Raw genomic sequence first — 26922 nt, forward strand, 5'->3', positions numbered from 1 at the left:
TTATGTCATCAAACAGACCTTACGAAATAGGAGAGTTGTACAATGAGTCAATTTGTAAATGTGATCGGAGCCGGTTTAGCTGGAAGTGAAGCTGCATGGCAAATCGCTAAACGAGGGATTAAAGTCAATTTATATGAAATGAGACCTGTGAAACAAACGCCGGCTCACCACACAGATAAATTTGCGGAGCTTGTATGCAGCAACTCACTGCGTGCGAATGCTTTGACGAATGCAGTAGGTGTATTAAAGGAAGAAATGCGTCATTTAGATTCAGCTATTATCGCAGCAGCAGATGAAAGCTCAGTTCCTGCTGGCGGTGCGCTTGCAGTAGACCGTCATGAATTTGCAGCAAACGTGACTGACCGCGTGAAAAATCATCCGAATGTTACTGTCTTTCAAGAAGAAGTGCAAAGCATACCAGAAGGTCCGACAATTATCGCGACTGGTCCGCTGACATCAGAAGCACTTTCAAAAGAATTAAAATCGTTAACAGGAGAAGAATATCTCTATTTCTACGATGCAGCGGCACCTATTCTAGAGAAAGACAGCATTGATATGGATAAGGTGTACTTGAAATCACGCTATGACAAAGGAGAAGCCGCTTATTTAAACTGTCCAATGACAGAAGAAGAATTCGATCGTTTTTATGAGGCGCTCATTTCTGCTGAAACTGTGCCATTAAAAGAATTTGAAAAAGAAATCTTCTTTGAAGGCTGTATGCCAATTGAAGTCATGGCGAAAAGAGGAAAGAAAACGATGCTGTTTGGTCCGATGAAGCCAGTAGGACTGGAAGATCCGAAAACAGGAAAAAGACCTTACGCTGTTGTTCAATTAAGACAGGATGATGCAGCAGGTACTTTATATAACATCGTTGGCTTCCAGACACATCTGAAGTGGGGCGATCAAAAGGAAGTATTCCGTTTGATTCCAGGCCTTGAAGAAGCAGAGATTGTTCGTTACGGCGTGATGCACCGTAATACATTTATTAACTCGCCAAGTCTTTTAAGACCGACTTATCAGTTTAAAAATAGAGATGACCTATTTTTTGCCGGGCAAATGACAGGCGTTGAAGGGTATGTTGAGTCCGCAGCGTCCGGACTTGTGGCTGGCATTAACGCTGCTCGTTTTGTCAAAGGAGAAGAGCTTGTGACACTTCCTGAGGAAACGGCGATTGGCAGTATGGCTCACTACATCACATCGACAAACAAGAAAAGCTTCCAGCCGATGAATGCGAACTTTGGTTTGCTGAAAGATCTAGGAGTTCGAATTAAAAACAAACAAGAACGTTATGCAGAGTACGCTAAGCGCGCAATCGAAACTATTCAAACTATTTCGAAATCTCTGTAGTAAAACATTGCACGGAAAGCAAGATATGTGATACCATTTAAAAGCCTTAAAGAGGTGTAAAAATGACGAATAAACAGCGTCTTGTCCACTTATTCATTGAATATCTGCAAATTGAAAAAAACTATTCAGCTTTAACGATCTCAGGATATACAGAAGCCATTGAAGAGTTTGTCAGATTTATGAACATTCAAGGAATAGACGGTTTTGAAGAGGTATCCTATCAAGATACGAGAATTTATTTAACAGAAGCTTATGAAAAAGGCCTGACAAGAAGAACGATTAGTAAGAAAGTCTCTGCGCTTCGCAGCTTTTATAAATTTTTATTAAGAGAACAGCTTGTGAAAGAAAATCCTTTTTTACTCGTTAGCTTACCAAAGCAGGATAAGCGGATTCCTTCATTTTTGTATGAAGAGGAACTAAAAGAGCTTTTTACAGTTTCTGATGTCAGCACACCGCTTGGGCAAAGAAATCAAGCCATTTTAGAACTTCTTTATGCAACAGGTATGAGGGTCAGTGAGTTATGTTCATTAAAAGAATCTGATCTTGATTTATCGATGGATACAGTGCTTGTTCATGGGAAAGGCAGCAAGCAGCGGTATGTTCCTTTCGGGTCATATGCTCATGAAGCGCTCATTACTTATTTAGAGGATGGAAGGCAGAAGCTGAAATCTAAAGGGAAAGACCGCGATGCTACTCATGTGTTTTTGAATCAGCGCGGGACGCCTCTTACAGACCGAGGTGTACGATTCATTCTCACTGAATTAATGAAAAAGGCGTCAGGTACATTACATATCCATCCTCACATGTTAAGGCACACCTTTGCCACGCATCTCTTAAACGAGGGGGCGGATTTGAGAAGTGTTCAAGAACTTCTCGGTCATTCAAATTTATCATCTACACAGGTGTACACGCATGTATCAAAAGATTCTTTAAGAAACACGTACATGTCTCATCACCCAAGGGCTTTTAAACGATCCTAAAAGGAGGTTTTTTCATGTCATCATTTCATGCAACAACCATCTTTGCCGTTCAGCATAAAGGAAAAAGTGCAATGGCTGGCGACGGTCAAGTCACTTTCGGGCAGGCTGTCGTGATGAAACACACAGCAAAAAAAGTGCGCCGTCTTTTCGGAGGCAAGGTGCTTGCAGGTTTTGCAGGTTCAGTAGCCGATGCTTTTACACTCTTTGAAAAGTTTGAAACAAAGCTTGAAGAATATGGTGGTAATTTAAAGCGGGCAGCCGTAGAACTAGCGAAGGAATGGCGAAGTGACAAGATGCTAAGGCAGCTTGAGGCCATGCTCATCGTCATGAACAAAGAAAGCATCCTGCTTGTCTCTGGAACAGGAGAGGTCATCGAACCAGATGATGGGATTTTGGCCATTGGCTCAGGAGGCAACTATGCGCTTAGCGCCGGGAGAGCACTCAAAACCCATGCAGGTGATCATCTCTCAGCGAGAGAAATTGCAAAGGCCGCTCTTGAAACGGCCGGAGAAATCTGTGTCTACACGAACGATCAAATCACTTTAGAAGAGCTTGAATAGAAAGGACATGAGACGTATGGAGAAAAAGCCGTTCACCCCAAGAGAGATAGTTGAAAAGCTTGATCAATACATCATTGGTCAGCTTGATGCGAAAAAAGCAGTGGCGGTGGCTTTAAGAAACCGTTACAGAAGAAGTCTTTTGCATGATAAGCTAAAGGATGAAGTCGTTCCTAAAAACATTTTAATGATCGGTCCAACAGGTGTGGGGAAAACAGAAATTGCCCGCAGAATTGCTCGAATTTCTGGTGCGCCTTTTATTAAAGTGGAAGCGACGAAATTTACTGAAGTGGGTTATGTCGGCCGTGACGTAGAGTCCATGGTGAGAGATTTAGTTGAAACAGCGATTAGACTCGTCAAAGAAGAAAAGATGAAAGATGTTCAAGAGGAAGCAGAAAAACAAGCAAATAAACGTCTTGTTCATTTACTTGTTCCTGGCAAGAAAAAAAGCCAGTCTGTGAAAAATCCGTTTGAGATGCTGTTTGGCGGTTCTGATGAAGATGACCGTGATCGAGATCATTCAAATGAAGAAGTGGAACTCGAATCGACAAGAAAGCGAATCGCTCATCAGCTGGCGATGGGAGAACTTGAAGATCATTACGTTACGATTGAAGTAGAAGAACAGCAGCCTTCCATGTTTGATATGCTTCAAGGCTCGGGTATGGAGCAAATGGGTATGAACATGCAGGATGCGCTCGGCAATCTCATGCCTAAAAAGAAAAAACGCAGAAAGCTGACTGTCAGAGAAGCAAGAAAGGCGTTAACGGCTGAGGAAGCTTCAAAACTGATTGATATGGATGAAGTCAGTCAGGAAGCGGTCTACAAAGCAGAGCAGCAAGGAATTATTTTTATCGATGAAATCGACAAAATCGCCAAAAGCGGTGGTGCATCATCTGCAGATGTTTCTCGTGAAGGGGTTCAGCGTGATATTTTACCGATTGTAGAAGGTTCAACTGTGATGACGAAATATGGTGCCGTTAAAACTGATCATGTGCTGTTTGTTGCAGCAGGTGCATTTCATATGGCAAAGCCATCAGATTTGATTCCAGAGCTTCAGGGACGCTTCCCAATCCGTGTAGAATTAGATAAATTAAGTATAGAAGACTTTGTGAAAATCTTAACGGAACCAGATAATGCATTATTAAAGCAATATAAAGCTTTACTTGAAACAGAAGGTATATCTCTTGAATTTTCTGACGATGCTATTCATAAGATTGCCGAAGTGGCTTATCATGTCAATCAGGAGACAGATAACATCGGTGCAAGAAGGCTTCATACCATACTTGAGAAGCTGCTTGAAGAGCTTTCATTTGAGGCGTCTGATATTACGATGGAGACAGTGACCATTACACCTCAGTATGTCGAAGAGAAGCTAGGAAAGATTGCAAATAACAAAGATTTAAGTCAATTTATACTTTAACAAATGAATAAAGTAATCTAGGAGGATCATTATTATGGCGTTACTACAAAAAACAAGGATTATTAACTCAATGCTGCAAGATGCAGCGGGGAAACCAGTTAATTTCAAAGAAATGGCAGAAACACTGAGAGATGTCATTGATTCAAACATTTTCGTATTAAGCAGAAGGGGAAAGCTTCTTGGCTACTCCATTAATCAACAGATCGAAAATGCACGTATGAAAAAAATGCTTGAAGATCGTCAGTTCCCTGAAGAATATACAAAGAGTCTATTCAATGTCCCTGAAACGTCTTCAAACCTTGATATTAACAGTGAATATACAGCTTTTCCGATTGAAAACCGGGACTTATTCCAATCAGGTTTAACAACAATTGTTCCAATTATCGGCGGAGGAGATCGTTTAGGTACGTTAATCCTGTCCCGCTTACAAGATACATTCACAGATGATGATTTAATTCTTGCTGAATACGGGGCAACAGTTGTTGGAATGGAGATTCTTCGCGAGAAAGCAGAGGAAATCGAAGAAGAAGCAAGAAGCAAAGCGGTTGTTCAAATGGCGATTAGCTCTCTTTCATACAGTGAGCTTGAAGCGATTGAGCACATTTTTGAAGAGCTGGATGGAAACGAAGGTCTTCTCGTTGCAAGTAAAATTGCAGACCGTGTAGGGATCACGCGCTCAGTGATCGTAAACGCCTTACGTAAGTTAGAAAGTGCAGGCGTCATTGAATCTCGTTCTCTTGGAATGAAGGGAACGTACATCAAAGTGTTAAACAACAAATTTTTAATTGAACTCGAAAATTTAAAATCTCATTAATCAAAAACCCTTTTTGGCCGAAATAAATGCTGAAAAGGGTTTTTTTATGTGAAAAAATGAGGATTTGTCCGAAAAATGTCACTCTTTTTTCCAAGAAACCCCTTACAAATCTGTAGTGCTTTGAATCTAGGTCTTTATACCTATTCGTAAAATAGATATATATTACGAGTTTTTTTTACATATACATCATAGACTTTAATCCTATTATTTCTTACAATGAACATATGGTTTTACAAATCTCGACATGATTAAATGGAATGAAATACATATGATTGGAGGTATATGGTTTTGGATATATTTTCTGGAACGATAAGCAACCTTGAGAATGCCTTGGGCAGAGCGAATGTTAAGCAAAAAGTCATAAGCAATAATATCGCAAATATAGACACACCGAACTACAAGTCGAAAAACGTCGCATTCCATGACATGCTAAATGATGCGTCAATCAAATTAGATGCTAAAAAAACATACCAAGGTCACATTGATTTTTCAAAAACAGGGTCTAATTATTCAGTTGTTTCGAGCAACCGTACTTCTTATCAAGAAAACGGAAATAATGTCGATATTGATCAAGAGATGAGTGAACTCGCTAAAAACCAAATTCAGTATAATGCGCTGGTGGAAAGAATGAGCGGGAAATTCAATTCTCTTAAAACAGTTTTGACAGGAGGTAAGTGATGTCGATTTTTTCAGGAGTGAACGCTTCGGCCTCAGCATTAACGGCACAGAGGCTCAGAATGGATGTTGTATCCTCAAACCTTGCAAATATGGATACAACAAGAGCTAAACAGGTTGATGGCAACTGGGAGCCTTATAGACGTAAGCTTGTCACATTACAGCCGTCAGGTGAATCGTTTTCATCTATATTGAACTCAAGTATGAATTCGAGCGGCAAATTAGGAAACGGCGTCAAAGTAACAAAGATTACTGAAGACGAAACTCCATTCAACCTTCAATATGATCCTACAAATCCCGATGCCAATGAAAATGGATATGTTCAAACACCAAATGTCGATCCATTAAAAGAAATGGTCGACCTCATCAGCAGCTCAAGATCATATGAAGCAAACGTGACTGCTCTAAATGCGAATAAAAGCATGCTGATGAAAGCTTTAGAAATAGGAAAGTAAGGTGAAAATAATTGGTTAATGCAATATCTCCTTTCCAGCTTCAAACTGCTCAGCAAGCAAGTGAATTGACGAATGCAACGCCCGTTCAGGCGGCTGCACCTAAAAGTCAAACGAATTTCTCTGATGTGCTGAAGAATTCCATTGAGGCATTAAATCAATCACAGCTGAAATCAGACCAGTATACAAATGCGCTTGCACAAGGAAAAGATGTCAATCTCGATGAAGTCATGATTGCTTCACAAAAAGCGAGTGTTACACTCACAGCTGCAACAGAGTTTCGAAATAAAGCAGTCGAAGCGTACCAAGAGATTATGAGAATGCAGATGTAGGAGGTGCTGGTGGACAAAAAAAGACTGAATGGAATGACCGGGGGTTAAGATGAATCGTACTTTAATGCAATTAAGAACAAAAACAGTTGAGTTTTGGCGAAATCGATCAAAATTACAAAAAATACTCATGATTGGCGGCGTTGCTGCCCTAGCAATCATTATTACGGTTGTTAGCATCTTTGCTTCTTCTGAAAAAATGGTTCCGCTCTTTAGAGACTTGTCTGAGGCAGAAGCTGGACAAATCAAACAGGAACTAGATGGCAAAAACGTTAAATCGGAACTTGCAAACAATGGAACAACGATTCTCGTTCCAGAAAAGCAAGCAGATTCTTTAAAAGTAACACTCGCATCTGAAGGGCTCCCTAAGACAGGCAACATTGATTATTCCTTCTTTGCAAACAATTCAGGCTTCGGTTTAACAGATAATGAATTTGATGTTCTGAAAGTAGACGCAACTCAGACAGAACTATCCAATCTGATCAACACAATTGATGGGATTAAAGATTCAAAAGTGATGATTAACCTGCCAAAAGATTCCGTTTTTGTTGGAGAAGAGCAAAGTAATGCATCAGCATCCATTGTGCTGCAAGTTGAGCCAGGCTACACGCTCACACCGCAGCAAGTAAAAGGCCTTTATCATCTTATTTCAAAAAGTGTGCCGAATTTAAAAACAGAAAACATTGTCATTATGGACCAAGATTCCAACTACTACGACTTAAACACCAGCTCCGATTCCTATGCAAGTGGAATGGATGCACAGCAGCAGAAAAAAGAGGAAATCGAAAAGAATCTTCAAAGAAAAATTCAGCAGCTGCTTGGAACAATGATGGGTCAAGATAAAGTAGCTGTATCGGTCACAACAGACATTGATTTTACTGAAGAAAAAAGAAAAGAAGACCTTGTAGAACCTGTTGATAAAGAAAACATGCAGGGAATTGCTGTCAGCGCTGAAAAGATTGCTGAAACTTATTCAGGTAATGGCGCAGCAGCTGGAGGCACCGCTGGAACAGGTGATGATGATGTCACAAATTATCAAGGTGCCGATGGAGCGAATGGAAGCGGAGATTACGAAAAGAGCGAAGATCGTATCAATTATGAAGTCAACCGCATTCATAAAGATATCAAAGAAAGTCCTTATAAAATCAGAGATGTTGGCATTCAAGCATTGGTCGAACCACCAACTGCAAACGATGTAAACTCTTTAACTGCTGAAAGACAAGATGATATCAAAAAGATTCTTTCAACGATCATTAGCACATCGATTGATAAAGAATACACAAATGGTCAAGCGCTCACTCAAGCAGAATTAGATAACAAAATCGTTTTATCTGTATCAAAATTAGACGGTAAACAGCAAACTGCGGCAGATAACCCTTCAAACAATATTCCAATCTGGGTTTATATTGTAGGCGGTGTGCTCCTACTTGCAATTATCGCTCTTATCATTCTTCTTGTACGCAAGCGTAGAAGAGATGAAGAAGAAGAGTTTGAGTTTGATGAACGTACACCAATCGATGTTCCTGATATCGACACTGAACCAGAAACAGAAGAAATGGTGAGAAAAAATCAGCTTGAAAAAATGGCAAAAGAAAAACCAGAAGACTTTGCTAAATTGCTACGCAGCTGGCTGTCCGAGGATTAGGAGGAATACACATGTCGAGAAAAGATCCAAATCGACTAACAGGCAGACAAAAAGCAGCAATCCTAATGATTTCCTTAGGGCTAGACGTGTCAGCATCTGTATACAAACATCTGTCTGAAGACGAAATAGAAAAATTAACATTAGAAATTTCCAATGTACGAAGTGTAGATACTGCTAAAAAAGATGAAGTCATCGAAGAGTTTCACAGCATTGCCATCGCGCAGGACTACATATCGCAGGGCGGTCTTATGTACGCAAGACAAGTGCTTGAAAAAGCGCTTGGTGAGGATAAAGCGGACAGCATCTTAAACAGGCTGACATCCTCTCTTCAAGTGAAACCATTTGATTTTGCTCGAAAGGCTGAGCCAGAACAAATTTTAAACTTTATCCAGCATGAGCATCCACAAACGATTGCACTTATCCTTTCCTATCTGGATCCAGTGCAGGCTGGGCAAATTTTATCTGAGTTAGGCGAGGAAGTACAAACTGAGGTTGCGAGACGTATTGCCTTAATGGACCGCACATCTCCAGAGATCATCAATGAGGTGGAACGTATTCTTGAACAAAAGCTTTCTTCAACCTTTACGCAGGACTATACGCAAACGGGCGGAGTCGAAGCGGTTGTAGAAGTGCTAAATGGTGTAGACCGTGCTACTGAGAAGACCATTTTAGACACACTTGAAATTCAAGATCCAGAGCTTGCGGATGAAATTAAGAAACGTATGTTTGTCTTTGAAGATATTGTCACTCTTGACAGCAGAGCGATTCAGCGCGTTATCAGAGATGTTGAAAATGATGACTTATTGCTCGCACTCAAAGTGGCAAGCGAAGAGGTCAAAGAAATTGTCTTCCGCAACATGTCACAGCGGATGGTCGAAACATTCAAAGAAGAAATGGAGTTTATGGGGCCTGTCCGGCTTAGAGATGTCGAGGAAGCACAAACCCGTATTGTCAGCATCGTAAGACGACTTGAGGAAGCTGGAGAAATCGTCATAGCTCGAGGCGGAGGAGACGATATCATTGTCTAGGATTATCAAACATGAAACATCTGTTATTCCTGAACAAGGACGGCAAACGATTCCTTTACAGCAAGTAAACTTTAAAAGAGAACATCACGAAGAAGAGCTTGTCAATGAAACCGAAGCATCGCAGCTAGTACTCAGTGATGCAGAAGATCAAGCGAGCCGCATATTAGAACAAGCAAACAGTGAGCTGGAAAAAACAATGGCTGAAATCAATCAGCGCCGGACTGATTTTGAAGAAGAAAGAATGCAGCTCATTGAAGAAGCGAAACAAGCAGGTTATCAAGACGGCTTCCAAAAGGGCGAAGCAGATGCGAATTTGCAGTACCAAGCTATTCTTGATCAAGCAAATGACATCGTTCGTCTTGCAAGGCAGGACTACGAAGAAAAAATTGAAAGCTCTGCTGAGCAAATTGTGGAACTCGCTTTTGAACTCGCCAAACGCGTTTGGAATGCAGCTGAGGACACGAAAGATCAATTTTTGGCTCTTGTGAAGCAGGTCATTTCAGAAGTGAAAGAATATGATGATATTTCCATCTATGTTGACCCTGAACATTACGAGCATGTGATGGAATATAAAGACGAATTGATTAGAATCCTTCAAAAGGATACACACCTTGCCATTTACTCGGATGAAAAAGCACCAAAAGGAACTTGTTACGTAGAAACAAGTTTTGGAAAAGTGGAAGCGAGTGTTGATACCCAAATGAATCAGTTGAAAGAAAAACTATTAGAAGTCATTGATTCAGGTGATCACAAATGAAAATGGATGTACTAAAAGAAACGATTGAAACCGCTGATCCTTATAAACGATTTGGTAAAGTCAATCGAGTGGTTGGGCTGATGATTGAATCTAAGGGGCCGGAGAGTTCGATCGGTGATGTATGTCTCATTCATAAAAAAGGGAGCAAGCACCATCCGATAAAAGCAGAGGTCGTAGGGTTTAGAGATGAAAACATTCTGCTCATGCCTTATGTAGAAGCATCCAATATTTCACCAGGAAGTCTTGTTGAAGCGACGGGTGAGTCGCTGAAGGTCAAAGTAGGGACTGGATTAATTGGTGAAGTCGTTGATGCCTTCGGTGATCCGCTTGATGGCAGTATGCTTCCAAAAGGACTTGCACCTGTTTCGACAGATCAGTCACCCCCAAATCCAATGGACAGGCCGCCTATTCGAGAAAAGATGGGTGTCGGTGTTAGAGTCATTGACAGTCTGCTCACAGTTGGCACTGGTCAAAGGATCGGGATTTTTGCCGGAAGCGGTGTTGGAAAAAGTACCTTAATGGGGATGATTGCAAAGCAGACAGAAGCAGACCTGAATGTCATTGCCCTTGTTGGAGAGCGTGGCCGTGAAGTTCGTGAGTTTATTGAAAAGGATTTAGGTGCTGAAGGACTGAAGCGATCCATTGTTGTCGTTGCAACTTCTGACCAGCCTGCACTGACGAGACTGAAAGCTGCCTATACTGCAACAGCCATTGCGGAATATTTCAGGGACAGAGGCAAAAATGTCATGTTCATGATGGATTCTGTTACGAGGGTTGCCATGGCGCAAAGGGAAATAGGACTCGCAACTGGCGAGCCGCCAACAACAAAAGGATATACACCTTCAGTGTTCGCTATACTGCCAAAATTGCTCGAACGAACTGGTACAAATCAGCTTGGTTCCATCACAGCGTTTTACACAGTGCTTGTTGATGGGGACGATATGAACGAGCCGATCGCTGATACAGTGAGGGGGATCCTTGACGGGCACATTGTACTTGATCGTGCTTTAGCCAACAAAGGACAATTTCCCGCTGTTAACATTCTGAAAAGTATCAGCCGTGTCATGAGTAATATCGCAAGTCATGATCACAAGGAGGCGGCTAACCGGTTCCGCCAGCTTTTATCCACTTATCAAAACGCTGAAGATCTCATTAATATTGGAGCATATAAAAAAGGCTCCTCCAAAGATATTGATGAAGCCATGCAGGCTTACCCTCACCTGATTTCATTTTTGAAACAGGATGTAGAAGAGGCTGTATCTATTGAAGACAGTGTGAGTTTATTGCTCAGTTTGATGAATAGAGAGGATTGACAAAAACAGTGAGATATCAATACAAATTTCAAAAGCTCTTAGAACTGAAAGAAAGTGAAAAAGACAAGTCACTCGCAGCATACCAACAATCCGTTTCGGCATTTGAGCAAGTTGCTGAAAAACTCTATGAAAATATGAGTAAAAAAGAGCTAATGGAAAAAAGCAAAGAAGAAAAGCTGAGAAGTGGAATGAGTGTTCAAGAAATGCGTCATTACCAGCAATTTGTGACCAACTTAGATAACACCATCCAGCATTATCAGCAGCTTGTGATCATGAAACGCCATCAAATGAATGAAAAACAATCTGATTTAACTGAAAAAAACATTGAGTTTAAAAAGTTTGAAAAAATGAAAGAAAAGCAATTTGAAAAGTTCTCCCTTGAACATAAGGCAATTGAAATGAAAGAAATGGATGATATCTCTATCAGCCAATTCATGTTTCAAGGACATTAGGAGTCGAGATGAATGCCTAAGAAGGAAAAAACGAAGGAATCAGGCGGCGGGAAATTTCAATGGATCTTGTTTATTGTCATCATCCCATTGATTGTGCTTGTGATTGTCACTGGCACGATCCTTTATATGGCAGGTTTTGATCTAAAAAAACCGCTCCAAAACATTCCGGTGATCAGCAGCTTAGTTGGTTCAGATGACACCTCAAAAACGTCATCTTCACCTAATGATCAAAGCGATGCAGAGTTGAAAGAACTGAAAAAGACCATTAAAGAGCAAAAGAATGAGCTCGAAATTGCACAAAAAGATTTGAAAACAAGTGATGAAGAGATTAAAAGACTGAATCAAAAAATCAATTCACTTGAAAAAACATCTGAAAATGATGCAAAGAATACGTCTGCCAATGACAGTTCATCGAATAACAGCTCATCAAATAACACGTCAGATAATAACTCAGCAGGGACCTCCCCTGATGCAGCGGCATCCTCTAATCAGCAGACAAAAGGAAAGGTCGCCAGCATTTATGAAAGCATGGACCCAGGGAAATCCGCCAAAATTTTATCAGAACTAAGTGATAAAGAGGCGTTAAAAATCCTTGAAGAGCTGAGCAAAAATAAACTGACAGACATATTAGCAAAACTGACACCTCAGAAGGCAGCAACGTTTACAAAAGAGCTTGCCAAAAAAGAAGAAAGTGAAAATGGGGGTGGACAATAAGTGAAGTTATTGGATATTGGAGCCTTACAGCAATCTTCTCAAGGTCTCTCAGGGCTAAAAGGAGACAGCGCTGCATCTGCACGAGGTTTGTTTAAACAATTGCTTAGCGGAGCAGGCGCTCAAAGCGGTCCTGTTCATGCTGAGACAGCCGCTGCTGCCTCTCTTTCTATCAATGATGCGATGCAAATTGTTGAAAAATGGATGCAATCACCTGAAGAAGGAATGAACGCAGACCTACTAAGTGCGCTTCAAACACTACAGGGTCAAACGCTTGAATCATCTGATCTCAAATCACTTGAAGAATTATTTCAAAAAATGGAATCTTCCATTTACGATGATCAAGCTGAAAAGCCAGGTTCTGAACATAGTGAACAGCTCATACAAGTCCACTTCTTCATCTATCAATTGCTCAATCAACAGCCGCCAAGCTTTGATGCGAAACTTGTGCAGGATATTGAAGGAAAAGGTCAAGACTTTATCCACTTTCTTTCGAAAAACGGGGTAGATGAAAAACTCATTCAGCAAGTAAAAGAGCAGTTCTTCTCGCAGGAATCAGCGCCAAAGCTGAATTCGATGACTCAAAGTGAGCTAAAGCACTTTAATCAGTTAATCGACCATATGATGGCGAATGCGAAAGGGTCTGACAAAGAGTGGAAAATTTCACTTGGCGAGTTGAAAGAACTAATCTCTCCAAAACAAGAATCTACACTCGCTTCTCCGGCAAAAGGGAATGCATCTCTTGAGTGGCTCATCAAAAAAGAAGTCGTTAAAGGACAAAACGCTGCTGCACCAGCTTCTGAAAAAATAATGACCCATACACTTTTGCCAGGTCATAAGCAGTTTTTCCAACTGCAGTCAGCGGCTCCTGTTCAGCAGACACAAACGACTGATGAAAAGCCGGGAACAGTTGATCAGCAAATTCTAAACACGTGGAAGCAAATGAAATTCACGCCGTTTGGCAATTCAAGCGGACGCTTTACCGTTCGATTAAATCCAGAAAATCTTGGATTCATTACCATTCAGCTAACGAAGCAAAACGGTATGTATGCGAGTAAAATTACAGCCTCGACGCAAGCAGCGAAAGAACTGTTAGAGCATCATCTGCCGCAGCTCAAGCAGGCGCTTCCGAATATGTCGGTTCAAGTGGACCGTTTCCATATACCGCTTCAATCAAATGAGCAGCCGTTATTTGGACAGTTTAGTGAAGAAAACAAGCAGCAGCAGCCAAAAGGACAGAATTTCCAGCAGACTGATGAACAGGAAGCAGAATTCCAAGATGTACTGGACGCTCTTGTTGGGTCAGATGAAGAAGAGGAGGAGATCTAATGGCAACAGTTGATGCTACGAATAGAACAGCCGCACAAGCAGACACTTCTTCAAAAGCAGAAAAGAAAACAGATACGCTTGGCAAAGATCAATTCTTGAAAATTTTGCTCACGCAGCTTCAAAACCAAGATCCGACAAACCCGATTGATGACCGTGAGTTTGTCACGCAGCTTGCGACATTTTCATCTTTAGAACAGCAAACCAATATGAACGATTCGATCACCAAGCTGAATCAGCTCATGTCTACATTTGTTGCACACCAAGATCCGTTTACGACATATGTAGGCTGGATTGGTAAAGAAGTATCGGGCAAATTGGATGATAAAGAGATATCGGGCACTGTGAAGTCTGTTAAAAACATAGACAATGAATACTTACTTGTTTTAGAAGATGGTACGAAAATCAGCCCTTGGGATGTTACAGCAGTTGGAGAAAAAACGAAGTAATTCGAGGAGGAAAATAAATGTTACGCTCACTTTACTCAGGAATTAGCGGAATGAAAAACTTCCAAACAAAATTAGATGTGGTAGCCAATAACGTAGCCAACGTCAATACACACGGATACAAAAAAAGCCGTATCACGTTTAAAGATATGGTCAGTCAAACCATTTCAAGTTCAGGTGGACCGACGAACAACTCTGGTTCAATTAACTCAAAACAAGTTGGTTTGGGATCATCTTTATCTTCTATTGATAAAATCATGAAATCAGGTTCTTCTCAAAATACAGACGAACCATTTGATTTCTATATTAATGGAGATGGATTTTTCCGTATTCAAAAGCAAGGTGAAATCCTATTTACAAGAACAGGGAACTTCAAACCTGATTCAAATGGGGATTTGGCAACACCTGATGGAAACTATCTACTTGGCATGGATGGGCAAAAAATCAACATTCCAAGCGACAATGTGTCAAGTGTCAGTGTTGGGCCAGATGGGACAGTTTCTGTTGTTGAGAACAACGTTTCTCGTACTGTTGGACAAATATCACTTGTGTCATTCAGTAATGCAGGAGGATTAGATAAGATTGGGGATAACCTATACCGCCAAACGCTCAGTTCCGGTGCGCCAAGTAATGCCATCGCTCCTGGAAGTCAAGGAACAGGTGAACTTCAAACAGGGAAACTTGAAATGTCAAACGTTGATTTAACAGATGAGTTTACCGAAATGATTATCGCGCAGCGTGGATTCCAATCGAATGCAAAGACGATCACAACATCTGATGAAATTCTGCAAGAGCTTGTGAATCTGAAACGATAGGAGGTAGGGGGAGCGGATGCTCGCTTCTCTGCTTAATATGATTGAAGTAACAAGATTAAATGGCAAAGGATTTATGCTGAACGCTCTCCATATCGAGCAAATCGAAAGTTTTCCAGACACGACCATTACTTTGGCCAATGGAAAGAAATTCGTTGTGAAAGAAGATGAAGAGCAGCTTCAAGAGAAAATCATTTCTTTCTACAGAAAAATCCAAGTCATTTCATTGAATCAAGGAATAGAGGAGTTTGAATGAAGAAGAAATTAGTCGTAGTAATGCTAATCATGATTATTGCCATCGTCGGAATTGGAGCAGGCATCTTTTTTCTGCTGAATGGGTCAGACGAAGCAAAAGCCGAAAAAGAGCCAACAGCAGATGAAGTTGTAAAAGCTTCTGTTGAAATTCCTGAGATTATCACCAATTTAAAATCTGAAGGAAATGCTGTCAAACTTGTCCTGAATATTGAAACGGACTCTGAAAAAGCAAAATCAGAGCTTGAGAAAAGAAGTTTCCAGGTAAAAGATGCTGTCATCGACATTTTATCAGACACGAATGCAGATGAACTTGATGGCAAAAAAGGCAGAGAACATTTTAAAACACAAGTCAAAAACAAAGTGAATAACTATTTGCAAGATGGCAAGGTGAAAGAAGTATATATAACCTCCTTTAATCTGCAATAGAGGCGATTAATTAACGCGATGGAGGTGAAGAAATGTCAGGAGAAGTGCTTTCCCAGAATGAGATCGACGCATTATTATCCGCCATCTCAACAGGCGAAATGGATGCAGAAGAGCTGAAAAAAGAGGAAACGACGAAAAAAGTGAAGGTGTATGACTTTAAACGTGCACTGCGCTTTTCAAAAGACCAGATTCGAAGTTTAACAAGGATTCATGATAACTTCGCTAGACTGCTCACCACGCATTTTTCAGCGCAGCTAAGATCATATATTCAAATTACTGTCAGCTCGGTTGACCAAGTACCTTACGAAGAATTTATTCGTTCGATTCCTAATATGACATTATTAAACTTATTTTATGTCAGCCCGCTTGAAGGAAGAATCATGCTTGAAGTAAACCCAACAATCGGCTATGCGATGATGGACAGGCTGATGGGCGGGATTGGCATTAGTCATAATAAGACAGAATCACTTACAGAAATTGAAACAAAGATTATCTCAAACATGTTTGAGGGAGCTTTGGAAAATTACAGAGAAGCGTGGCAGTCCATAACCGACATCGAGCCTGAAATGGCAGATTTCGAGGTAAATCCCCAGTTTGTTCAAATGGTGTCACCAAACGAAACAGTTGTCGTCATTTCTCTTAATACACAGATTGGCGAGGTAAGCGGGGTTATTAACCTATGTATTCCTCACGTTGTATTAGAGCCTATTATTCCGAAGCTGTCTGTACACTACTGGATGCAGTCTGAACGAAATGAACCAAAACAGCAAGAAACAAAGGCCATTGAAAAACGGATTATGAAGGCAAAAATACCGGTAGTCGCAGAGCTGGGACAATCGGAAATGACGGTGGAAGAGTTTTTGAATTTGGAAATTGGTGATTGTATTGCCTTGGACAAACCAGTAAATGCGCCTCTTACTGTTATGGTCGGAAATAAACCGAAATTCTTGGGACAGGCCGGCCGCGTGAATCGGAAACAGGCGATTCAAATTCTAGATCACGACATAAGAGGTGAAGAAGATGGAGAATAACGGAAGTAAATTATCACAAGACGAAATCGATGCGCTCCTTAAAGGAGGCAGCAATGACGATATAGAGCCTGATACAATCCTTTCTGCAATGGAGCAAGATGCCATTGGAGAAATCGGAAATATTTCATTTGGCAGCTCTGCAACAGCACTTTCAACCCTATTAAATCAAAAAGTGGAGATTACAACTCCAACTGTTACAGTGATTCAAAAAAGTATGCTGAATGAGGAATTTCCTCATCCGTATGTCGCTATTGAAGTGAATTATACGGAAGGTTTCAGCGCAAGTAACCTGCTTGTCGTCCAGCAAACAGATGCAGCAGTTATTGCGGACTTAATGATGGGCGGAGACGGGACAAATGCTGACCCTTCTTTAAGTGAGATTCACTTAAGTGCAGTACAAGAAGCAATGAACCAAATGATGGGTTCTGCTGCGACATCCATGTCGACTGTCTTTAATAAAAAGATTGATATTTCTCCGCCGCGCGTCGAATTACTTGATGTGAAAGAAGGAGAAGGGACAGACCGCATTCCAGCTGAAGAAATGCTTGTCAAAGTATCCTTCAGATTAAAAATAGGTGAACTCATCGATTCAAATATTATGCAGCTTTATCCTATTACATTTGCGAAGGATTTAATTGCAGAATTAACAGATCCTGCGCAAGAAGAAGCGCCGGTTCAAGAAGAAGTGAGTGCACCTGAACCTCAGCCGGCAGCTCCGCAAACGCAGTCTGCCCCAGCGCAGCAAGCAGCACCGCCGAAAAGACAGGCAAAGCCAAAGCCGGCAGCACCTGTAAATGTGGCGCCAGTTGAATTTGAATCGTTCAGTGAGCCTCAGCATACAACAAGCCAGCTAGGAAACCTTGATATGCTGATGGACATTCCGCTTTCCATTACGGTGGAACTTGGAAGAACTCAGCGCAGTGTGAAAGAAGTTCTTGAGCTTTCAGCTGGAAGTATCATTGAACTGGACAAACTTGCTGGTGAGCCAGTAGACATTCTAGTGAACAAACGAATCGTCGCCAAAGGGGAAGTCGTTGTCATTGATGAGAACTTTGGTGTTCGTGTGACTGATATTTTAAGTCAGTCAGAAAGACTTTCTAATTTAAAATAAACAAACATATAGGGAGAGAATAAGTAAATGGCTACTAAGGTATTAATCGTAGATGATGCAGCATTCATGAGAATGATGATCAAGGATATTCTTGTAAAAAACGGATTTGATGTAGTAGGAGAAGCAGAAAACGGCGCACAAGCAGTTGAAAAATACAAAGAAACATCTCCTGATCTTGTCACAATGGATATCACAATGCCAGAAATGGACGGAATCACTGCACTAAAAGAAATTAAACAAATCGATGCTTCTGCAAAAATCATCATGTGTTCTGCTATGGGACAGCAGTCAATGGTTATTGACGCGATCCAAGCAGGTGCAAAAGACTTTATCGTGAAGCCATTCCAGGCAGACCGCGTACTTGAAGCAATTAATAAAACGTTAGGCTAAAAAAGGGTGTAAGATTTGTTGAAAAAACGTTTGATATGTATAGCAATGATCAGTTTTATGCTTTTCTTGACGATGCAGCCTGCCTCACTGTTTGCCGAAACGAAAGATCCTGAGAATGGCACAGTGAATGACTGGCTCAAAGGTGAGAAAGAAAGCAAAAAGGATACAGAGAAGAAAACCACTGACAATCAAACGAATCCGGCAGAAGAAGTTCCCTCTTCTTCTGTCTCCATTATGGATTTTGTCAAAATGATTGGTGCCTTACTTTTTGTCATCCTGCTTATTTATGGATTGGTGAGATTTGTTGGTAAGCAAAACCGCTTACTCAAACCATTTCGATATGTTGAAAATATTGGCGGAACGACAGTCGGACAAAACCGTTCAGTCCAGCTGATCAAAGTGGGCAAAAGAGTATTAGTTGTCGGCGTAGCAGACTCAATCCAGCTGCTAAAAGAGATTGATGATGAACAAGAATGTGAAGCAATCGTGAAACAATATGAAGAAGCGATGGAAAGCAAAACCGATTTACCAAAAATGGTTCAAAAATTCACATCGCAGGTAAAGAAACATGATCAGCCGACCACTTCTTCTTTTTCAGCCAATTTAAAGGCGCAGCTAGCCGAATTGAAAAAGACCCAATCAGAAGTCAGAAAGAAAGGCCCGAAACAAAATGAATGAGTTTATCGATTTATTTAATTCCAGCGGTGCAGGAAATATCAGCACATCTGTCCGTCTTCTATTACTTTTAACTGTATTTTCGGTTGCACCAGGCATTCTCATTTTAATGACTTGTTTTACACGGATTGTGATTGTTCTTTCATTTGTCAGAACATCACTTGCAACCAACTCAATGCCGCCAAACCAAGTGCTTGTTGGACTTGCTTTGTTTCTCACATTTTTTATCATGGCTCCCACGTTCTCACAGATTAATAAAGAGGCGCTGACGCCGCTTTTAAATGATGACATCACGTTAAATCAGGCGTATGAAAAAGCCGAAGTGCCTATTAAAGAGTTTATGAGTAAACATACAAGACAGAAAGATTTGGCTTTATTTCTTAGCTACGCAAAAATGGATACACCTGAATCGATTAAAGATATTCCATTAACGGCGATGGTTCCCGCTTTTGCCATTTCAGAATTAAAGACGGCATTTCAAATTGGTTTTATGATCTTTATTCCATTTTTAATTATTGACATGGTGGTCGCAAGTGTTCTGATGTCAATGGGGATGATGATGCTTCCGCCGGTTATGATATCGCTCCCTTTCAAAATATTGTTATTTGTTTTAGTCGATGGATGGTATTTGATAGTTAAATCTTTGCTGCAAAGCTTTTAGAGTAGGTGCTTAAAACATGAGTTCAGAATTTGTCATTACGATGGCTGAAAGATCAGTGTATGTAGTATTGCTTGTGAGTGGGCCGCTTCTAGCGCTCGCACTTATTGTGGGACTGATTGTCAGTGTGTTTCAGGCGACAACCCAAATTCAAGAACAGACGCTTGCGTTTATTCCTAAGATTGTTGCTGTACTCATTGGGCTTGTTGTGTTTGGTCCATGGATGCTTTCAACAATCGTGTCCTTTACGACAGAGCTGTTCTCGAATTTAGATCGATTTGCAGGTTAACAAGCGATGTCAATCATAGAATTATTCCCTGCTTTTCTTTTAGTTTTTATTCGGATCACCGCTTTTTTTGTGACAGTACCGCTTTTAGCGCATAGAACGATCCCAGCTGTACACAGAGTTGGATTCTCACTGTTTTTAGCTGTCATTAGTTTTAGCACCATAAAAGAACCGCCAGCACTCGACATAGACGGTCTTTATATGATGCTTGCGGTAAAAGAAGCAATGGTCGGGCTTCTGCTTGGGCTGATTGCATACATCATGGTGTCCGCTGTTCAAATTGCCGGCTCATTCATTGATTTTCAAATGGGTTTTGCGATTGCCAATATTATTGATCCGCAAACAGGGGCGCAGACGCCGCTGATGGGCCAGTTTTTTTATACGGTCACATTACTGTTGATGCTGGCAACAAACGCACATCACTTGCTGCTTGATGGAATCTATTACAGCTTTCAATACATTGCAGTTGATCAATACGCGCTGAATTTCGGCAGTGAATCCTTTGCTTACTTTATCGCAAAGAGTTTCAACCAAATGTTTATCATCGCCTTTCAAATCTCGGCACCTGTCGTGGCAAGTCTGTTTTTAGTCGATTTAGCGCTGGGGATTGTGGCACGTACAGTTCCGCAAATGAACGTATTTGTGGTCGGACTTCCTATTAAAATAGGAGTGAGTTTTATCATGATCATCATCTGTATGGGCGTCATCTTCGGTGTTGTCCAAAATACATTTGAAACGATTGTACTCACCATGAGGAATTTCTTAGCATTGGTCGGTGGTTCGTCATGATGACAAGGCTTAGACTAGACTTGCAATTTTTCGCAGGTGAAAAAACAGAAAAAGCAACGCCGAAAAAAAGGCGGGATTCACGTAAAAAAGGACAGGTTGCCAAAAGTACCGACGTCAATACAGCCATCTCATTTTTATTAATCTTTTTATCATTCTTTTTTATTGGGCCTTTTATGAAAGAGCGGATTATCGCGCTCATAGAACGTTTTTATTCAACAACCATGCTAATGAAGGTTAGCACATCTAATATTCATCAACTATTCTTGGAATTGCTTCAGGAAACAGGGCTCCTCCTCATGCCAATCCTTGGTGTTGGCATGCTGGCGGGGATTATCAGTAACTATTTACAAGTCGGCTTTCTCTTTTCAGCAGAAGTGATCAAACCGAAATTAGAAAAGCTTGACCCAATCAAAGGGTTTAAACGGATATACAGTATTCGAGCCCTCGTAGAGCTATTAAAATCCATTTTGAAAATTGGCTTTGTTGGCTTTGCGACATTTATTGCTCTTTGGATGCACTTTGACGAAATTCTGCGGCTTCCTTTATTAACAGCAGAGGAAACCCTTCATTTCGTTGCAAATATGACCTTAATTATGGGGCTGTATGCTGCTGGTGCTCTTTTGATTTTGGCAGGGCTTGATTATATGTATCAGAAATTTGATTATGAAAAAAACTTGAGGATGTCCAAACAAGACATCAAAGATGAGTATAAAAAATCAGAGGGTGACCCGCTCATCAAATCAAAGATTAAACAGCGTCAGCGGGAAATGGCCATGAGACGGATGATGCAGGAAGTCCCAAAAGCGGACGTCATCATTACAAACCCAACCCACTATGCCATTGCTTTAAAGTATGATGAAGAAAAAATGGACGCGCCCTATGTTGTGGCAAAGGGAACAGATATTTTGGCTTTGAAAATTAGAACGATTGCGAAAGAACATGATGTCATGACTGTAGAAAACCGCCCGCTTGCCCGTGCACTCTATGATCAGGTCGACATCGACCAAGCGGTGCCGGAAGAATACTTTAAGGCGATCGCAGAAATTTTAGCTTACGTCTATAAAACGAAACAAAAGATTTTATGAATTTTTGGTTTTAAAAGGAGAGAACAGGCATGTCAGCAAGAGATTTATCTGTTATATTCAGTGTTATTTTAATTGTGGCGATGCTGGTCATACCGTTTCCGCCAATGCTATTAAGTATTTTAATCATTATTAATATTTCTCTTGCGCTTATCGTGCTTCTCACCACTATGAACATGCAAGAACCACTGGAATTTTCAATTTTTCCATCATTGCTTTTGCTCTTAACACTGTTTCGTTTAGGGCTTAACATCTCTACAACACGTTCTATTCTTTCAACAGGAGATGCTGGAAAGGTTGTCGAAACTTTCGGTTCATTTGTTGTTGGAGGAAATATCATCGTTGGTCTCGTTGTTTTCCTTATTCTGATCATCATTCAGTTTATTGTTATTACTAAAGGGGCTGAGCGTGTATCAGAGGTTGCGGCAAGATTTACACTTGATGCGATGCCAGGTAAACAAATGAGTATTGACGCTGATTTAAATGCAGGGATGCTGACAGAAAGTGAAGCAAGAAACCGCCGTGAAAAAGTAGCGAGGGAAGCAGACTTTTATGGAGCGATGGACGGTGCCAGTAAGTTCGTTAAAGGGGACGCCATCGCAGGTATTATCATCGTCATCATCAATATTATATTTGGAATCATTATCGGGATGCTTCAGCAAGGCATGTCGATTCAAGAATCAGCTTCCCACTTTACCCTATTAACGGTAGGGGACGGAATTGTTTCTCAAATTCCGGCACTCCTCATCTCAACGGCGACAGGGATTGTTGTTACGAGAGCTGCTTCTAACGGAAACCTTGGATCAGACATTACAGGTCAGCTCTTTGCCTTCCCAGCCATGCTTTATGTCACAGCAGGAACGATCTTCCTTCTTGGTTTGTTTACGCCAATCGGCGTACTTTTAACTGGGCCAATTGCAGGTTTAATAGCACTTGGCGCATACATGATGTCGAAAAACAAACAAGATCAAGAAGAAATCGAAGAGGTACTGGAAGAACAGGCAGAGGTAGAAGAGATGAAAAGTCCAGAAAGTGTTATTCATCTCCTGCAAATGGATGCTATTGAATTTGAATTTGGCTACGGCCTGATCCCGCTCGCTGATGCAAATCAGGGCGGTGACCTGTTAGACCGAATTGTGATGATCCGAAGGCAGCTTGCCCTCGAACTTGGTCTTGTCATTCCAGTGGTCCGGATCAGGGACAATATTGCACTGAACCCAAATGAATACCGGTTGAAAATTAAAGGGAACGAAGTAGCAAAAGGTGAGCTGCTGCTTGATCACTACTTAGCGATGTCCCCAACGCCTGATGATGATCCGATTGAAGGAATTGAAACAATCGAACCATCCTTTGGCCTGCCGGCTAAATGGATATCAGAAGCAGAAAAAGATCAGGCTGAGATGCTAGGCTATACGGTTGTGGACCCAGCGTCTGTTGTCTCTACTCACATCACAGAGAAGATTAGACAAAACACACACGAGCTGCTCGGACGCCAAGAAACGAAGCAATTAATCGATCATCTGAAAGAAAGTTATCCTGTCTTAGTGGATGAGGTAACACCAAATCCGCTGGCAGTCGGTGATATTCAAAAAGTGCTGGCGAAGCTGCTGAAAGAAAAGGTCTCTATCCGAAACCTTGTCACCATTTTTGAGACGCTTGCAGACTACGGAAAATTAACGACTGATACAGATTTATTAACAGAGTATGTTAGACAGGCGCTCGCAAGACAGATTACCGCACAGTATGCAAGAGAAAATGAATCACTCAAAGTTGTGACATGCTCAGGCCGAGTAGAAAAGGTGATTGCAGACAGCGTTCAGCAGACAGAGCATGGAAACTACTTATCGTTAGATCCAGAATCCTCTGAAAGTGTGATTCAATCAGTGGCGAGAGAAATTGAACAGCTTTCGCTTCGTCAGGAAACGCCGGTTCTATTATGCTCACCTCCTATAAGAATGTACGTTAAGCAGTTGTTAGAAAGATATTTCCCAGATTTACCGGTACTATCTTATAACGAACTAGAAGCGAATGTGGAAGTACAGAGCATCGGAGTGGTGGATATCTAATGAAAATGAAAAAAATTACAGCAAATTCTATGCAGGAGGCAACGATTCAAATCAGGCAGCAGCTTGGGAAAGATGCCGTTATTTTAAATTCTAAAACCGTTGTCAAACGCAAACTGTTCGGTTTGAAGAAACAGCAAATGGTCGAAGTGATTGCAGTGCTGGATCAAGATTTCGAGGAAAGAGCTGGTAAAGGGTTAAACCCTGCGCCGCCTCTTCCAGTATTACCAAAAAAGGAACAAGTTCAAAAGCTGCCCGAAGAGCCTTCATTTGCTCCCAAGGCGGCGAAACCAGCGCCTTCTCATCCCCAGCCTTTAGAATATGTGAGGAATGAACGGCATGCGGGTATTCTGCCTGATCCTCTCATAGCAATCGATCAAAAGCTAAAGGATCAAGGACTTGATGATGCCATTCGAGACGAATGCCTGAAGGGTCTTTTAACAAAGGGTGCGGTTAAAGAAAATCACATAAAAAAAGAACTTGAACAACTGCTGACAGATATGCTTCCAGCTAAAACCTCTGATGAGCCGATGATTTCTTCAAAATACATTGTTTTGTTCGGTTCAACTGGAGCTGGTAAAACGACAACGATTGCAAAGCTGGCTGCTAAAACGGCCATTCAGCAGCAAAAGAAAATCGCTTTTATTACAACCGATACGTACCGGATTGCAGCGATCGAACAGCTGAAAACATATGCTGAACTGCTGAATGCACCGCTTGAGGTTTGTTATTCAAGAGAGGATTTTGTAAAAGCCCAAGAGACCTTTAAAGAGTATGATCATATCTTCATCGATACAGCAGGTCGTAACTTTAAAGAAGAAGCGTATATCAAAGAGCTGACCGACATTATTCCATTTGATGAGAGCATTCAAAGTTTTCTCGTGATGAGTGCTACATCGAAGTATCAAGACATGAAAGCCATGGTCAAACGCTTTGAACACGTTCCAATCAATCAATTCATTTTTACAAAAGTAGATGAAACGGACACGATGGGAACCATTTTTCAAATCATTGCTGACTCTCAAATCAAACTTGGTTTTTTAACAAATGGTCAAAATGTGCCTGAGGATATTCTTGAAGGCTCGCCTCTTGAACTAACAAGGATGGTTTTACAATCATGAAGCCCGACCAAGCAGAAGGGTTAAGAAAACTAGTTCAGCAGAGTCAAATGATCACACCGGCTCCTCTTAACGTCAGCGGACAGGCCAAAACCATTGCCGTCATGAGCGGTAAAGGCGGGGTAGGTAAATCGAATTTGACCCTGAATATGGCACTGTCTATCGCAAGTACAGAGAGAAGAGTGTTAGTGATTGATCTTGATTTTGGGATGGGGAATATTGATATTTTACTAGGGAAAACATCGACTAGTTCTATATTAGATGTTCTCGTTAGAAAAAAATCCTTCCAAGCAGCCATGACAAAAGGAACGGATAACCTATATTACATTTCTGGCGGAAGCGGGCTTGAACAGCTGTTTTCTTTAGATAAAGATCAATGGTCGTTCTTTTTGGAAGAGATGGAAAGAATGATGCAGGACTTCGATTGTATTTTCTTCGATATGGGAGCCGGCTTGTCAAAAGATCAGCTGCCTTTTGTCTTATCGGCAGGAGAAGTCGTCGTTGTGACTACGCCAGAGCCAACATCCATCATGGATGCCTACAGCGCGATTAAACACTTAGCCATTCATCAGTTTGAACGGTCTGTGCAAATCATTGTTAACCGGTGCAAAACCCCGTCAGAAGGGTCTGAAACCTACCGGAAATTAGCAGGAGTGGTCACATCTTTTCTTCACAGAAAACTTGTATTTGCTGGCGCTGTGCCTGATGATCCTGCGGTTCCTAAAGCAGTATCAGAACAAATTCCATTTTATATGAAGCAGCCTCATTCAAGGCTGAGTAAAACCATTAAGATGTTGGCAGAAACACTATATCATCAGCAGATAAGAGAGGCACGGAGAGAACAGCATACGTTTATAGATAAGTTGTCCTCTTTTTTTAAAAGGAGGAAGGTGGACTCATGATTAGAGTGCTAGTAGTAGATGACTCGGCCTTTATGAGAAAGCTCATTAGTGATTTTCTAAGTGCCGAGCAAGAAATAGAAGTCGTCGGAACGGCGCGAAATGGGGAAGATGCCTTAAAACGGATCAAGGAACTGAATCCAGATGTTGTCACATTAGATGTGGAAATGCCTGTTTTAAACGGAACAGAAGCATTAAAACAAATTCTGGCTGAACACGACCTTGCCGTGATTATGGTGTCAAGCCAGACAAAGCAAGGAAAAGATTTAACCATCCATTGCTTAGAACTCGGTGCTTTTGACTTTGTGACAAAGCCTTCGGGAAGTATTTCGCTCGATTTGCACAAAGTGAGGGGGCAAATTGTAGAACGGGTACTTGCAGCAGGAATGTCAAGGAAACGCACTGAAGAGAAGGTGTCTCCTAAGCCGGTGATAAAGCCGCCAAGTCCAGTGGCTTCACCCCGGCTGCAACCAGTAAAAGGCAGCTCACTCCGAAAGATTATTACTATCGGAACATCTACAGGAGGACCAAGGGCACTTCAACGAGTCGTAACGAAACTGCCTAAGGACATCGAGGCACCTATATTGATTGTGCAGCATATGCCAGCAGGATTTACGGCATCACTTGCTGCTAGGTTAGATCATTTATCACAAATTACGATTAAAGAAGCGCAAGATGGAGACATCGCGAAAAATGGAGTGGCTTACATAGCTCCTGGTGGAATGAATATGTCACTTCATGACCAAGGGGGGTCACTTGTTATCAGGCTGTCCCCTGAAGACACGGAAAGCCGGCACAAGCCATCTGTTAACTATTTATTTGAATCCATCAGCAGCATAAAGGGTTACGAGAAAATCGCTGTCATTATGACAGGTATGGGCAGTGACGGTACTGAAGGTGTCAAAAAAATGGTCGCAAGCGGTCATACGAAAGTCATTGCAGAAAAAGAAGAATCATGTGTTGTTTTCGGAATGCCTAAATCAGTCATTAAAGCAGGCCTTGCACATGAAACAAGGCATGTGGATGACATCGCACATGCAATTATAAGCTCCATGAAAAAAGAGAGGGCGTGAAC

Annotated in this window: 31 protein-coding genes; all 31 read left to right on the forward strand. The window is 41.3% G+C overall.

Annotated elements, in window-relative coordinates; all coding sequences use genetic code 11:
* The first annotated feature begins 42 nt into the window (after positions 1-42).
* On the forward strand, positions 43-1347 hold the full coding sequence (gene trmFO, locus H7F25_RS06655; RefSeq protein ID WP_024424183.1) for an FADH(2)-oxidizing methylenetetrahydrofolate--tRNA-(uracil(54)-C(5))-methyltransferase TrmFO: 1305 nt from the start codon (positions 43-45) through the stop codon (positions 1345-1347).
* Between the two features lie 62 nt (positions 1348-1409).
* Positions 1410-2327, forward strand: a complete 918-nt coding sequence (gene xerC / locus H7F25_RS06660; RefSeq protein ID WP_103132420.1) for a tyrosine recombinase XerC — start codon at positions 1410-1412, stop codon at positions 2325-2327.
* A gap of 14 nt (positions 2328-2341) precedes the next feature.
* Positions 2342-2887 (forward strand): ATP-dependent protease subunit HslV, encoded by a 546-nt coding sequence (gene hslV / locus H7F25_RS06665; RefSeq protein ID WP_024424181.1) that lies wholly within the window; start codon positions 2342-2344, stop codon positions 2885-2887.
* A 16-nt stretch (positions 2888-2903) separates the two neighbouring features.
* Entirely contained in the window at positions 2904-4304 is a 1401-nt protein-coding gene (hslU, locus tag H7F25_RS06670; RefSeq protein ID WP_185854403.1) for an ATP-dependent protease ATPase subunit HslU, read from the forward strand.
* A gap of 34 nt (positions 4305-4338) precedes the next feature.
* Positions 4339-5118: a GTP-sensing pleiotropic transcriptional regulator CodY gene (gene codY / locus H7F25_RS06675; RefSeq protein WP_007499612.1), complete on the forward strand. Its 780-nt coding sequence runs from the start codon at positions 4339-4341 to the stop codon at positions 5116-5118.
* A 288-nt stretch (positions 5119-5406) separates the two neighbouring features.
* Positions 5407-5796 (forward strand): flagellar basal body rod protein FlgB, encoded by a 390-nt coding sequence (gene flgB / locus H7F25_RS06680; protein WP_012009952.1) that lies wholly within the window; start codon positions 5407-5409, stop codon positions 5794-5796.
* Positions 5796-6248, forward strand: coding sequence for a flagellar basal body rod protein FlgC (gene flgC, locus H7F25_RS06685; RefSeq protein ID WP_024424179.1), 453 nt, complete (start codon positions 5796-5798; stop codon positions 6246-6248). The genes flgB and flgC overlap by 1 nt, the downstream gene beginning before the upstream one ends.
* A gap of 11 nt (positions 6249-6259) precedes the next feature.
* Positions 6260-6577 carry a flagellar hook-basal body complex protein FliE gene (gene fliE, locus H7F25_RS06690; protein ID WP_024424178.1) on the forward strand — a complete coding sequence of 106 codons (318 nt, stop codon included), beginning with the start codon at positions 6260-6262 and terminating at the stop codon, positions 6575-6577.
* Between the two features lie 49 nt (positions 6578-6626).
* The gene (gene fliF, locus H7F25_RS06695) at positions 6627-8219 is read left to right on the forward strand and encodes a flagellar basal-body MS-ring/collar protein FliF (protein ID WP_185854404.1); all 1593 of its coding nucleotides are present in this window, start codon (positions 6627-6629) and stop codon (positions 8217-8219) included.
* Between the two features lie 11 nt (positions 8220-8230).
* Positions 8231-9247 carry a flagellar motor switch protein FliG gene (fliG, locus tag H7F25_RS06700; protein ID WP_024424176.1) on the forward strand — a complete coding sequence of 339 codons (1017 nt, stop codon included), beginning with the start codon at positions 8231-8233 and terminating at the stop codon, positions 9245-9247.
* Entirely contained in the window at positions 9240-10004 is a 765-nt protein-coding gene (gene fliH / locus H7F25_RS06705; RefSeq protein WP_056766434.1) for a flagellar assembly protein FliH, read from the forward strand. Before fliG ends, fliH begins: the two co-directional genes overlap by 8 nt.
* The gene (fliI, locus tag H7F25_RS06710; RefSeq protein WP_024424174.1) at positions 10001-11317 is read left to right on the forward strand and encodes a flagellar protein export ATPase FliI; all 1317 of its coding nucleotides are present in this window, start codon (positions 10001-10003) and stop codon (positions 11315-11317) included. Before fliH ends, fliI begins: the two co-directional genes overlap by 4 nt.
* Before the next feature lie 8 nt (positions 11318-11325).
* Positions 11326-11769, forward strand: a complete 444-nt coding sequence (gene fliJ, locus H7F25_RS06715; protein WP_024424173.1) for a flagellar export protein FliJ — start codon at positions 11326-11328, stop codon at positions 11767-11769.
* Between the two features lie 12 nt (positions 11770-11781).
* Positions 11782-12483, forward strand: coding sequence for a MotE family protein (locus H7F25_RS06720; protein ID WP_056766436.1), 702 nt, complete (start codon positions 11782-11784; stop codon positions 12481-12483).
* Complete coding sequence (locus tag H7F25_RS06725; RefSeq protein ID WP_171464222.1) at positions 12484-13809, forward strand: flagellar hook-length control protein FliK; 1326 nt, start codon at positions 12484-12486, stop codon at positions 13807-13809.
* Complete coding sequence (flgD, locus tag H7F25_RS06730; protein WP_025092581.1) at positions 13809-14255, forward strand: flagellar hook assembly protein FlgD; 447 nt, start codon at positions 13809-13811, stop codon at positions 14253-14255. The genes H7F25_RS06725 and flgD overlap by 1 nt, the downstream gene beginning before the upstream one ends.
* 17 nt (positions 14256-14272) lie before the next feature.
* The gene (gene flgG, locus H7F25_RS06735) at positions 14273-15067 is read left to right on the forward strand and encodes a flagellar basal body rod protein FlgG (RefSeq protein WP_025092582.1); all 795 of its coding nucleotides are present in this window, start codon (positions 14273-14275) and stop codon (positions 15065-15067) included.
* 37 nt (positions 15068-15104) lie between these two features.
* On the forward strand, positions 15105-15320 hold the full coding sequence (locus H7F25_RS06740) for a swarming motility protein SwrD (RefSeq protein ID WP_008344794.1): 216 nt from the start codon (positions 15105-15107) through the stop codon (positions 15318-15320).
* Positions 15317-15745 carry a flagellar basal body-associated protein FliL gene (fliL, locus tag H7F25_RS06745; RefSeq protein ID WP_024424168.1) on the forward strand — a complete coding sequence of 143 codons (429 nt, stop codon included), beginning with the start codon at positions 15317-15319 and terminating at the stop codon, positions 15743-15745. The genes H7F25_RS06740 and fliL overlap by 4 nt, the downstream gene beginning before the upstream one ends.
* A 32-nt stretch (positions 15746-15777) precedes the next feature.
* Complete coding sequence (fliM, locus tag H7F25_RS06750; protein ID WP_024424167.1) at positions 15778-16776, forward strand: flagellar motor switch protein FliM; 999 nt, start codon at positions 15778-15780, stop codon at positions 16774-16776.
* Entirely contained in the window at positions 16766-17887 is a 1122-nt protein-coding gene (fliY, locus tag H7F25_RS06755; protein ID WP_025092583.1) for a flagellar motor switch phosphatase FliY, read from the forward strand. Before fliM ends, fliY begins: the two co-directional genes overlap by 11 nt.
* Positions 17888-17914: 27 nt before the next feature.
* Entirely contained in the window at positions 17915-18277 is a 363-nt protein-coding gene (locus tag H7F25_RS06760) for a chemotaxis protein CheY (protein WP_007499584.1), read from the forward strand.
* An 18-nt stretch (positions 18278-18295) separates the two neighbouring features.
* Positions 18296-18955 (forward strand): flagella biosynthesis regulatory protein FliZ, encoded by a 660-nt coding sequence (fliZ, locus tag H7F25_RS06765; RefSeq protein ID WP_025092584.1) that lies wholly within the window; start codon positions 18296-18298, stop codon positions 18953-18955.
* Positions 18948-19613, forward strand: coding sequence for a flagellar type III secretion system pore protein FliP (gene fliP, locus H7F25_RS06770; RefSeq protein ID WP_008354479.1), 666 nt, complete (start codon positions 18948-18950; stop codon positions 19611-19613). Before fliZ ends, fliP begins: the two co-directional genes overlap by 8 nt.
* 16 nt (positions 19614-19629) lie before the next feature.
* A complete protein-coding gene (gene fliQ, locus H7F25_RS06775) occupies positions 19630-19899 on the forward strand; it encodes a flagellar biosynthesis protein FliQ (protein ID WP_003211206.1) in 270 nt (89 codons plus the stop codon).
* Positions 19900-19905: 6 nt separating this feature from the next.
* Positions 19906-20685 carry a flagellar biosynthetic protein FliR gene (gene fliR / locus H7F25_RS06780; RefSeq protein ID WP_025092585.1) on the forward strand — a complete coding sequence of 260 codons (780 nt, stop codon included), beginning with the start codon at positions 19906-19908 and terminating at the stop codon, positions 20683-20685.
* Positions 20682-21770 carry a flagellar biosynthesis protein FlhB gene (gene flhB / locus H7F25_RS06785; RefSeq protein WP_034623630.1) on the forward strand — a complete coding sequence of 363 codons (1089 nt, stop codon included), beginning with the start codon at positions 20682-20684 and terminating at the stop codon, positions 21768-21770. The genes fliR and flhB overlap by 4 nt, the downstream gene beginning before the upstream one ends.
* Before the next feature lie 29 nt (positions 21771-21799).
* Positions 21800-23833, forward strand: coding sequence for a flagellar biosynthesis protein FlhA (gene flhA / locus H7F25_RS06790; protein WP_025092587.1), 2034 nt, complete (start codon positions 21800-21802; stop codon positions 23831-23833).
* On the forward strand, positions 23833-24951 hold the full coding sequence (gene flhF, locus H7F25_RS06795) for a flagellar biosynthesis GTPase FlhF (RefSeq protein WP_149126661.1): 1119 nt from the start codon (positions 23833-23835) through the stop codon (positions 24949-24951). The genes flhA and flhF overlap by 1 nt, the downstream gene beginning before the upstream one ends.
* Positions 24945-25850 carry a MinD/ParA family protein gene (locus H7F25_RS06800; protein ID WP_034623627.1) on the forward strand — a complete coding sequence of 302 codons (906 nt, stop codon included), beginning with the start codon at positions 24945-24947 and terminating at the stop codon, positions 25848-25850. Before flhF ends, H7F25_RS06800 begins: the two co-directional genes overlap by 7 nt.
* A complete protein-coding gene (locus tag H7F25_RS06805; RefSeq protein ID WP_171464223.1) occupies positions 25847-26920 on the forward strand; it encodes a protein-glutamate methylesterase/protein-glutamine glutaminase in 1074 nt (357 codons plus the stop codon). Before H7F25_RS06800 ends, H7F25_RS06805 begins: the two co-directional genes overlap by 4 nt.
* The last annotated feature ends 2 nt before the right edge of the window (positions 26921-26922 follow it).

The organism is Bacillus sp. PAMC28571 (genome assembly GCF_014250435.1).
Lineage (GTDB): Bacteria > Bacillota > Bacilli > Bacillales > Bacillaceae > Bacillus > Bacillus safensis.